Annotated in this window: 9 protein-coding genes and 1 pseudogene; 6 read left to right on the plus strand and 4 right to left on the minus strand. The window is 72.7% G+C overall.

Translation table 11 applies throughout. The features are described 5' to 3' along the window. The 4 genes from EAO75_RS08730 to nagZ all read left to right on the plus strand — a co-directional run. Nucleotides 1-942: cytochrome P450 (locus EAO75_RS08730; protein ID WP_147994488.1), on the plus strand; the 942-nt coding region annotated here is incomplete at its 5' end. Between the two features lie 38 nt (nt 943-980). Next, complete coding sequence (locus EAO75_RS08735) at nt 981-1,490, plus strand: O-acetyl-ADP-ribose deacetylase (protein ID WP_147994489.1); 510 nt, start codon at nt 981-983, stop codon at nt 1,488-1,490. A 435-nt stretch (nt 1,491-1,925) separates the two neighbouring features. Beyond that, nucleotides 1,926-2,939, plus strand: a complete 1,014-nt coding sequence (locus tag EAO75_RS08745; RefSeq protein ID WP_261989205.1) for an ABC transporter substrate-binding protein — start codon at nt 1,926-1,928, stop codon at nt 2,937-2,939. An 82-nt stretch (nt 2,940-3,021) separates the two neighbouring features. Then, nucleotides 3,022-4,521, plus strand: a complete 1,500-nt coding sequence (gene nagZ, locus EAO75_RS08750) for a beta-N-acetylhexosaminidase (protein WP_147994491.1) — start codon at nt 3,022-3,024, stop codon at nt 4,519-4,521. A gap of 43 nt (nt 4,522-4,564) precedes the next feature. On the opposite strand, the gene EAO75_RS08755 is transcribed toward nagZ, so the two are convergent. Next, nucleotides 4,565-5,446 (minus strand): MurR/RpiR family transcriptional regulator, encoded by an 882-nt coding sequence (locus tag EAO75_RS08755; RefSeq protein WP_147994492.1) that lies wholly within the window; start codon nt 5,444-5,446, stop codon nt 4,565-4,567. 205 nt (nt 5,447-5,651) lie between these two features. Between EAO75_RS08755 and EAO75_RS08760 the strand changes: the two genes are divergently transcribed. Further along, complete coding sequence (locus EAO75_RS08760) at nt 5,652-6,233, plus strand: hypothetical protein (RefSeq protein ID WP_147994493.1); 582 nt, start codon at nt 5,652-5,654, stop codon at nt 6,231-6,233. A gap of 57 nt (nt 6,234-6,290) precedes the next feature. Here the strand turns inward: EAO75_RS08760 and EAO75_RS08765 are convergent, their stop codons facing one another. From EAO75_RS08765 to EAO75_RS08775, 3 genes are all read right to left on the minus strand, one after another. Further along, nucleotides 6,291-7,040, minus strand: a complete 750-nt coding sequence (locus tag EAO75_RS08765; protein WP_147994494.1) for a DUF4142 domain-containing protein — start codon at nt 7,038-7,040, stop codon at nt 6,291-6,293. Between the two features lie 152 nt (nt 7,041-7,192). Continuing rightward, nucleotides 7,193-8,017 carry an alpha/beta fold hydrolase gene (locus tag EAO75_RS08770; protein WP_147994495.1) on the minus strand — a complete coding sequence of 275 codons (825 nt, stop codon included), beginning with the start codon at nt 8,015-8,017 and terminating at the stop codon, nt 7,193-7,195. A gap of 31 nt (nt 8,018-8,048) precedes the next feature. After that, nucleotides 8,049-9,101, minus strand: coding sequence for an alpha/beta hydrolase family protein (locus tag EAO75_RS08775; protein WP_261989206.1), 1,053 nt, complete (start codon nt 9,099-9,101; stop codon nt 8,049-8,051). A 200-nt stretch (nt 9,102-9,301) separates the two neighbouring features. Between EAO75_RS08775 and EAO75_RS08780 the strand changes: the two are divergent. After that, nucleotides 9,302-10,603, plus strand: a pseudogene (locus EAO75_RS08780) (protein phosphatase); the annotation flags it as partial.

Genomic DNA, 10,603 nt, shown 5'->3' on the forward strand with positions numbered 1-10,603 from the left:
CACCAGATGGACCCGCCGGACCACACCCGGCTGCGCCGCATGCTGATCCCCGACTTCACCTTCCGGCGCATCGAGCAGATGGAGGACGCGCTCCAGCGGATCTGCGACGACCTGCTGGACGCGATGACGCTCGGCGGCGCGACGGAAGCGGACCTGGTGGAGTCGTACGCACTGCCGCTGCCCACCCTCGCCATCTGCGAACTGCTCGGCGTGCCCTACGAGGACCACGACTTCTTCCGCGCGAAGTCCAACGCCCTCACCAGCGTCGCCGGCGACCCGGCCGAGGCGATGAACGCCCGCATGGCGCTCTACGGCTATCTGCGCGCCCTCATCGAGCGGCGCGCGCAGGAGCCCGCCGACGACCTGATCTCCCGGCTCGCCACGGAACGCGTGGCGACCGGCGAGGCCACGCTCGACGAGGCCACCGGCATGGTCTGCCTGCTCCTGCTGGCGGGCCACGAGACGACGGCGAACATGTTCCCGCTGGCCGTGATCGCCCTGCTGCACCACCCGGCCCAGCTGGACGCACTGCGCGTCGACGAGTCCCGCTGGCCCGTGGCGGTGGAGGAGCTGCTGCGCCATCTGACCGTCATCCACTCCGGGATACGGCGGGTCGCCACCGAGGACATGGAGCTGTCCGGGGTCCGCATCCGGGCGGGGGAGGGCGTCGTGGTGGCCTTGCAGTCGGCGAACCGCGACCCGTCGGCGTACTCCGACCCCGACGCCCTCGACGTCCGCCGCGACGCGGCCGGCCACCTCGCCTTCGGGCACGGCCTGCACCAGTGCCTCGGCCAGTCGCTGGCCCGCGCCGAACTCCGCCTGGGCCTTCCCACCCTGTTCCGCAGGCTCCCGATGCTGCACTTGACGACGCCGCCCGAGACGCTGGCCCTGTCCACCAGCAGCGTCCACGGAGTGCGCTCGCTGCCGGTCGCCTGGCGGTGAACCTGCGGTGGCGGTACCGCCCTGCTATAGAGGCAGTCATGACCACCATCAGGCTCGTGCAGGGCGACATCACACGAGAGACGGTCGACGCGATCGTCAACGCCGCGAACTCCTCCCTCCTCGGCGGGGGAGGAGTCGACGGCGCCATCCACCGCCGCGGCGGCCCCGCGATCCTCGCCGCCTGCCGCGACCTGCGCGCCTCCCACTACGGCAAGGGCCTGCCCACGGGACAGGCGGTCGCCACGACCGCGGGGGAACTTCACGCCCGCTGGGTCATCCACACGGTGGGCCCGGTCTGGTCGGCCTCCGAGGACCGCTCGGAGCTGCTGGCCTCCTGCTACCGGGAGTCCCTCCGCGTGGCCGATGAGCTGGGCGCCCGCACGGTCGCGTTCCCGGCCGTCTCCACCGGCGTCTACCGGTGGCCCATGGACGATGCGGCGCGCATCGCGACGCAGACGGTGCGCAACACGCCGACCTCCGTCGAAGAGGTGCGGTTCGTCCTCTTCGACGCCCCGGCGTACGACACTTTCGCCCGGCAACTCGGCTGACGGGCCCCGCCCCGCTCGACACCCCCTCCCAGAAGCCCCACTCGTCGGACTTCCTGCCCTCGACGAACTCGACGCCCAGGTCCTTGTAGTGGTTCAGGTCGCAGTAGGAGACGGGGGCGGGGCAGGCGGGCAGCGGTCCGGGGAGATCGCTGAGCGGGAGCGAGGACACGGCGCGGTCGTCCTTCCGCGTCGCACCCGCGCGAGCGGGCCGACGGCTAGAGGGCGAGGGCAGTTGGGGACGTCGGAAACGTGCCCGGTCGGCATGACGCGGTGGTGTCCGCAAGCCGAAGGGGTGTCGGCGGGCGGGCGACGCGACCGGGGTTCTTGCTCGTTCGGCTGTGCCATGGCCGTACGAAGGCCGTTGGTTGGCCAAGATTGTTAGGTTAGCCTTCCCTTAATTATTGCCTCGGGGGGAGTTCGACCATGGCCCCAGTCATGTCCCGTCGCCGTCTGCTCACCGCGGGCGGCGCCATCGGTCTCGGCTCGCTGCTCGCCGCCTGTGGCGGTGACGGCGGTGACGCCGGCGCGGAGGGCTCCGGCGGCGGGGAGGGCGGTGGCCGCTGGTCGTTCAAGGACGACCGGGGTCGTACGGTCACGCTCGACAAGGCGCCGCAGACGCTCGTCGCCTTCGTCAGCACCGCCGCCGCGCTGCACGACTACGGCATCGAGTGCGACGGCGTCTTCGGGCCCACCCGGCCCGTCGACGGCAAGCCCGACCCGCAGGCCGGCGACATGGACGTCTCGAAGCTGACGAGCCTCGGCACCGACTGGGGGCAGTTCAACGTCGAGAAGTACGCGGCGCTCCGCCCCGACCTGCTGATCAGCAACATGTTCCCGGCGCCCGACCTCTGGTACGTCCCCCAGGAGAGCCGCAAGAAGATCGAGGCGCTCGCGCCCACCGTGGGGATCAGCGTCGCCCGCACCTCCCTGCTCGATCCGCTCCGGCGCACCGCCGAGCTCGCCGCGACACTCGGCGCCGACCTGGAGGCCGAGGAGGTGACCGGCGCCCGGGCCCGCTTCGACAGAGCCGTCGAGGCCGTGCGCTCGGCGGCCGCGGCCAACGAGGGGCTGAAGGTCATGGCCGTGACCGGCGACAACGACCAGTTCTACGTCGCCGTCCCCGACTCCTACTGCGACCTGAACCACTACAAGGACCTGGGCGTCGAGTTCGTCGAGGGCAGGAAGTCCGACGAGTGGGGCTTCTGGGAGTTCCTCAGCTGGGAGAACGCCGACAAGTACCACGCGGACCTGATCATGGTCGACAACCGCTCCTCCGCCATGAGCGCCGAGCAGCTCGACGCCAAGGCGACCTGGCGGCAGCTGCCCGCGGTCCGGGCGGGCCAGGCCGTGCCCTGGGCCATGGAGGAGCGCTACAGCTACGCCGGGTACGCGCCCGTCCTCGAGCAACTCGCGGACGCCCTGCGCAAGGCCAAGAGGCTCACCGCGTGACGGCTGTCCGCATGGTGAGCAGCTGAATCAGTCATCCGCCGGAAGGTTGACTTTCGGCTGACCGATCCAGAGCATTGCCGGGGTGAGCCCCTTCGAGCACACGTCCCCGGGGTCGGCCGCCCTCCCGGTCGACCTGGACGAAGCCGCCCACCGCTGCCTCGTCGCCGGATTCGACGGGGCCACGAGCGTCCCCGACCCGCTCAAGGAGCTGGTCGACCGCGGCCTCGGCGGCGTCATCCTCTTCACCCGCAACATACGCGACGCCGAACAGGTGCGCCGCCTCACGGACGAGCTGCGCTCCATACGCCCCGACCTCCTCGTGGCCGTCGACAACGAGGGCGGCGGCATCGGCCACCTCCGCGCGACCGGCGCCCCGGAGGTCCCCGGCTCCTACGCCCTCGGCGTCGTGGACGACCCGAACCTCACCGCCCGCTGCGCCGACGCACTGGCCGCACACCTCGCCGTCCTCGGCATCACCGTCTCCTACGCCCCCGTGGCCGACCTCCAGCGCCGGCCGGACAACCCGATCGTGCGCACCCGCTCCTTCGGCGCCGACCCCGAGCGGGCCGCCCGCCATCTGCGCGCCTGGATCACCGCGACCGAAGCCCGCGGCGTGGCCTCCTGCGCCAAGCACTTCCCCGGCCACGGCGGCACCGCCACCGACAGTCACCACGCCGTGGCGGTCGATCCGCGGCCGTACGACGCACTCCAGCCCGACCTCGAACCGTTCCGCGCGGCCATCGCCGCCGGTGTGCCGATGCTGATGAGCGCCCACGTCGTCTTCCCGGCTCTGGACCCCAACCGCCCCGCCACGCTCAGCCGGCGCGTCCTGGGTGATCTGCTCCGCCACGACCTCGGCTTCGACGGCGTCCTCGTCAGCGACGCCTTGGAGATGAAGGCCATCGCCGCCGAGTACGGCGAGGCGGCCGGCGCTCGGATCGCGCTCGCCGTCGGCGCGGACCAAGTCGTCATCGCCGCAGGGGACTTGAACCTCACCCTCGGCTGCCGGGACGCCGTGCTCGACGCGCTGCGCAGCGGAGTCCTGGCGCGGGAACGGGTCGAGGAGGCGGCGGCGCGGGTGCGCCGGCTCGCCGAGCGGTACGCGACCCCGGCCACCACGACGACCGTCGCGGGCTCCGCGTCCGAGCACGCCGGCGTCGGGCTCGAAGCCGCGCGCAGGGCCGTACGGAGCCGGGGCGTGCCGCCCGCCGTGCGCGGAGCCCATGTCGTCGACCTGTTCCCGCCGCCCCACCCCGCGCTCAACTGGGGCGGCGAGGACCTGCTGACCGAGGTGCGCGCCGTCGACCCCAGGGCCACGGGGACGGCGGTGACCGGTGAGTGCGCGGATCCGGACGCCCTCGTCGAGGGGATCGTGCGCCGCTGTGGGGCCGCCGCGCTGGTCGTCGCCACGTGCGACGCCGGGCTGCACCCCTGGCAAGTGCGGCTGCGGGACGCCCTGTTGGCCCGGCGGCCGGACGCGGTGCGGGTGGACACGGGACTGCCGGAGGGCGGCGCGCTGTGCTCGTACGGGCGGGGGCGGGTCAGTCTGCGGGCCGTGGCCGAGGTGCTGGCGGGCGTCTGACGGACGGCGCCGGGAACGGTCTCACGGCACCGGCTGGCTGTGCTCAGCGGGCGCGCCGGGACTTCACCGCATGCTGCGTGGCGATGTGGTCCGTCAGCGCCAGCGAGGCGCTCGCGCGCTGGTACGAGAGCTGGGCGACCCGGACGTAGAGGCAGTCGATCAGCACCAGGACCGAGTGCCGGCCGCCGAGGCCGGTGAGGAAGCCGGTCTCCGGCGCGGTCGAGACGAGCCGGATGTCGGCGGCCCTGGCGAGGGGCGAGCGCGGGTCGGAGGTGATCGCCACAGTCGTCGCCCCGCGCTCCTTGGCCAGCTCCAGCGGCTCGACGGTCTCCCTGGTGGCTCCGGAGTGCGAGATGCCGATGGCCACGTCCGCCGGGGTGAGCAGGGCGGCGGAGGTGGCGGCCGCGTGCACCTCGGTCCAGCCGCGCACCGCACAGCCGATGCGGAACAGCCGGGTCTCGGTCTCCTGAGCCACGGCCCCGCTGCCACCGACGCCGTACACGTCGATGCGCCGGGCCCGCGCCGCCGCCTGTGCGGCCCGCTCGACGGCGTCCAGGTCGATCCGGTCGATGGTCTGCTGCACCGCACGCAGGTCCGTGCTGCCCACGACCTGCACGACCCGCTCCAGGGAGTCGTCGGGGGAGAGGTCCGGGCCGATCTCGGCGGCGCCCCAGTCGGAGACCTGGCCGCGTCCGCGCTCCTGGGCCAGCTCGATCAGCAGATGCTGGTAGGAGTCCAGCCCGATGGCGCGGCAGAAGCGGGTCACCGTCGCCTGGGAGGTGCCGGTGCGGCGGCCCAGCTCGGCGGCCGAACACTGGGTGACGGCGGCCGGATCCTCCAGGATCAGCTCACCGACCTTCCGCAGGGAGCCCGCCAGCCGGGGCAGCTCGGTGCGGATCAGCGCGGTGACGTCCGTGGGGGGCATGGAACGAAGGTATCAGCCACCGTATGTAGCGCCCTTTGAATGCCAGGACCGAAAGGCGGGCTGGTGTACGTAGAGGCGCTGGTGAATGATTCCACCGTGTGGCGCTATGGATGCTGAATGCTTCATTCATTAGGTCTCGACCGACGCGATGGGGCCAACAGGCGCACACTGGAAGGGTGCTGTCGGTGCTCAAGGGGGTGTCGGCATGGCTGCTTCGGAGTGCCCGAGGGTGCGACTGTGGCGGTGGCGGCGCAATCCGCTGAGGCGGCGCTGCGACGTCGTCGAGGCTTGGGTCGTGCTGTGCGGATGGCTGTTGGCGCTGCTCGGCGCCGTGTTCGGCGGGATCGCCGCGGCAGAAGCGGTCGTGCACTCGGCGGAGCAGCAGCGGGCCGAGAGCCACCGGGTGACGGCCGTACTCGTGAAGGACGCGGAGGATCCGGGGCCCGCGCGGGTGACCTCCGACCATCTGGTGTGGGCCACCGTGCGCTGGACCGACGCGAACGGCTCGGTGCGCACGGACGAGGCGCGGGTGGCGCCCAAGACGAAGGCGGGCGGCAAGGTCGAGGTGTGGACCGACCGCAGCGGCGTCCTCCCCAAGGAGCCGCTGTCCGAGACCGAGATCCTGCTGCACGCGGTTGCCGGAGGAGTCCTGGCAGGCGCCGGCGCCGCCGGGGTCGTGCTGGGGTCCGCCTGGGTCGTACGGCTGGGAATGGAGCGGCGGCGCCTGCAGCAGTGGGCCGCGGAGTGGGAGCAGCTGGACACGCCGTGGGGGTGGAAGACGGGCTGATACGGCGTCCCGGACGGACGTCACAGCGCCCCGGCATCCCTCCGGGGCGCTGTCACATCACTTGACGTCCGCGCTCGGCAGCGCCGACGGCGACGCCGTGTTCAGATCCTCCAGGCCCTTCGGGATGGCGAGCGTGAGGACCGGCGCGCCCGGCTGGGGTGCGGGCGGGGTCATCTGGTCCTTGGGCAGCTTCGGCGGTGTGGTCTGCTGGAAGTTGTTCGCGTCGAAGTTCACCAGGCCGGTCTTCTCAAGGATCGTCATGTGGTCGAGCACGGTGTCGTTCGCCAGGTCGGCCAGCTGACGGACCATGGTGTTCTGCGTGGTGCCCCGGATCTTCGCGATGGCCGGGAAGATCTGCCCGTGCGTCACCCGCATGATGGCGACACCGGTGGCGTCGAACTCCTTGCCCGTCTTGGAGTCCACGGTCGCCACGAACTGCTGCTGCTGCGGGCTGGCCTGGTTGGGCAGCGTGATGTTCAGCTCGGACGCGAGCTTGCGGCAGGCCAGGTCGAGCCGGGCGTGTCCGACGACCAGGTGCTGGCCGGCCTCCTTCATCGCCGGGGTGGTGCCCCGCTGCATCGCCATCATGCCCAGCGGGTGTTCCCACAGCCCCGCCGCGCGCACCTTGACGACGAAGTCCCGGTCGGCCTCGGTCAGCGGGCCGTAGCGGGTGTTGGCGATGACGCGATCCTGGCTGGTCGAGGTGGTCTCCACGCCCAGCATGGCGGGGTAGGCGAGGGCGGAGAGGGTGAGGATGAGGGCACCTCCCACGAAGACGGTGCCTACCATGCGGCGCGAGATGGGCATCGTGACTCCTGACGTGAACGGCCGGTACCCCCTGAGGTACGGATGGATCGCGCGGAACAATCACCGCCGCGGGAAAAAACTTGCGGTCCGCTGTGCGTCGTCCGTCACAGCCCGCCCCACGAACGCCGCGTACGGCGCCCGCCGTTCGCCCGCTACGACGCCCGACGCCCCCGCGCCACCAGGGCCCTTACCTGACGTGTGTAATCGGCGGGGTGGGTGACGTGCGGGAGGTGGCCCGCGCCTTCGAAGGTGTGCGTCGATGAGCGTGGGAGCACGCCGGACAGGCGGCCGACGATCGCGGCGAACCATGTCGGGCTCTCGCTGCCCAGCGTCAGCAGGGCGGGGCCCCGGTAGCCGGAGAGGCCGGCGAGGTCGAGGTCGGCCCACTGCGGGTCGCCCTGCTCGTCCGCGAACGTGGGCGCGTTGACGCGGAACGTCTCCCGTGCCCGGTCCGGCATCCGCTCCCACTCCCCGGGGCCGAAGGCGACCTCCTCCACGAACTGCCGCGCCCCCGCGAGCGGTTCCCCCGCCCGCAACCGGGCCACGACGGAGGCCATGCGCCGCCCGGTCGCCGCCATCAGCGGCCCCGACTCGGGGTCGTCGGCCACGATGCCCATGAGCGGTGGCTCGTGCGCGACGATGCCCCGGAAGAGATCCGGACGCCGGCCGGCCAGGCCCAGCGCGGTCGACCCGCCGAAGGAGTTGCCCGCCACGAACGCCGGGGCGAAGCCGAGGGTCTCGATCAGTGCCGCCAGATCGTCCTCGTCCTCGCGCCGTGACCCCTGCCCCGGCGGGCGCTCGCTCCGGCTGTGTCCGCGCCGGTCGTACACCAGCACCCGGTGGTCGCGCGTGAGGTCCTTCATGACCGGCAACCAGTTGTAGTGGTCACCCCAGGACCCATGGACCAGGACCAGCGGATCGCCGTCGCCCGCCAACTCGTAGTAGATCTCGACGCCGTTCACCGCGACCTGTGGCATGCGCGTGGTCTCCTCACTCGGTTCTCGCCGGTCAGCGCAGATGTCGTTCGAGGAAGGCCAGGGTGGCGTCCATCGAGTCCGGCCACCGTGGCCCGAACGTGTGCCCCTCGCCGCGGTACGTCCGCAGCTCCACGTCCTTGCCCGCCGCCTCGAACGCGGCGACCGTCGCCCTCGTCCAGGCCAGGGGGCAGGTGTCGTCGGCGGTGCCGTGGTGGATCAGCAGGGGTTCCCTGACCCGGTCGACGTAGGTGACCGGCGAGACCTGCCGCCAGAACTCGGGGTTCTCCTCGGGGGTGCCGTGCGCGGCCTCGATCTCCTCGACCAGCGGGTCGCCCTCGGGCCGCTGGAAGCGGTCGATGTTCTCCTCGGGGCGGGAGCTGACCGGCGCGAAGGCGACGGCGGCGTCGACCAGCCCCGGCGCCACGACCAGCGTGTTGTACACGACCCCGCCGCCCATCGACCGCCCCACCAGCCCGATCCGCTCGTCGTCGACGTCCGGCCGGGCGGCGGAGCGCAGCGCCAGCACGGCGGCGATGACGTCCTCGGTGTAGCCGAGCCGCAGGTTGACGTCGTTGTCGGGGTCGTCGTCGGAGCCCGCGTGGTTGCGGTAGTCGGTGTGCAGGACGACATAGCCGCGCCGGGCGAGCAGGTCCTGTTCGCGGGGCATGCCGCGGCCCGTGGTGTAGACGTCCGGGTCGATGTAGCCGTGCGCCAGGACCAGCGCGGGGAACGGGCCCTCGCCGCGGGGGACGTTCATGATTCCCGAGATGGTCAGGCCGCCCGACCGGTAGGTGACCGCGTACTGCGTGTAGGCGTCGGTCCGCAGCCGTACGGCACCGAGGCGCAGGTCCGAGCCGCGGTGCTCGCGCTGCATCAGGGCCGGGAGGGAGACCGGGTCGGCGGGCGTGGGGGAAGGGGGCGGCGTGGGTGCGGAGGTCGCGCCGGAGGTGCCGCCGCCGGTTCGGGCCGACGCGGACGGGGCCCCGGTGCGTGCCGCCTGCTCGCCGTCGCCTCCGGTGCATCCGACGGCGGCCACCAGCGTCAGCCCGGCGGCGAGACAGGTCAGGCCCCGCAGTGACCGCATGCGGTCAAGTATGGCGCGGATCGGCCTGGTTGCCTGCGGGGGCTGTGCGCACGTCGCGTGCCCCCGGGCTGAGGAGCTGCCCGTACCTCTCCTCTGATTGTGATGCGCGTCACGGAAGGACTAGGGTGATATGGCTTGGCGAAGCCCCCGGGCCGCGGGTCGAGCAGCGGTGCGCGACCGGGCCGGCTTCGGGTGAGGAAGTGGTCCCGTTGTCCGTCGCCTGGGACGACATCGGCGGTCTCGTCGATGCCCACGAACGATTCCTCGCCGGCTCACTGGTCGAGTCGGACGTGCGGGACTCGGTGCTCGACTCCTGGAAGCGGTGCCTCTCCGTCGGGCTGGAGCCGAACCGGCTGCTGGTCCGCTACACCGAGGACGTCACCCTCGACGACCGGTTCCTGCAGGCCGCGGGCCCCGTGCTGAGCGACCTGACCACCTCCCTCGCCGATGTGAGCATGACGATCGCGCTGTGCGACGGACAGGGCCGCATGGTCGAGCGGCTCGGCGGCAGTCGGCAGCTGCGCCAGAGCCTCGACACGGTGCGGTTCGCCCCCGGGTTCGACGCCTCGGAGGCGGTCGTGGGCACCAACGGCGTCGGCACCGCGCTCGTCGAGCGCGGCCCCGTCTACATCGCCGGCCGGGAGCACTTCGCCGACTGCCTCCAGCCCTTCGCCTGCGCGGGGGCGCCCGTCCGGGACCCGCTCAGCGGACGGATCGAGGCCGTCCTCGACATCACGTGTCTGCGCGACCAGGGCGACCCGGCGATGGTGCGGATGGTCCGCGAGGCCGCCCTGAGCATCGAGGGCCGGCTGCTGGAGCAGGCCACCCTGCGTGAGCGTGCGCTCCTCACCGCGTACCGGCGGGCCGACGGCCACGCGCGGGGCTGGCCGAAACAGCCCGACGAACTGCGGCTCGGCCCCGACGGCGGGGCGCTCGGCCGGGTCGACATGGCCGTACTGCGCGCGAAGGCCGAGGAGCTCATCGCCTCCCCGCACCGCACCCTCGACGAGGTCACCCTGCCCAGCGGCCGGACCGCGACCCTGCTCCGCCGGCAGGTCAGGGGCGCGGCGGGGGAGACCGGCGTCGCCGTGGAGGCCCGCGTCGTCGGGGGTCCGCGCCTGCGCCATGTCGGCGTGGCTCCGCCGGGCACCGGGAGCGGGGTGGCATCGGGGGTGCAGCGGCCGGTCGGATCGGGGGCATCGGGGGTGCAGCGGCCGGTCGGATCGGGGGCATCGGCGGTGCAGCGGCCCGTCGGATCGGAGGCATCGGCGGCGCAGAGGTCCGTCGGTTCGGGGGCATCGGCGGCGCAGAGGTCCGTCGGACCGGTGGCGGAGGGGTCGGCAGGGGCGGCCCCGCCCAGACCGGCCCGTACCCGTCCCACGTCCTCCACGCCGCAGACCCCCGCACCGGTCGCACAGACCCCGACGGTCACACAAACCCCGGTCATCGCACGAACCACAGAGGTCGCGCAGCCCCCAACAGCCACCCCCTCGACCCCGGAC

The organism is Streptomyces sp. UW30 (genome assembly GCF_008042075.1).
Lineage (GTDB): Bacteria > Actinomycetota > Actinomycetes > Streptomycetales > Streptomycetaceae > Streptomyces.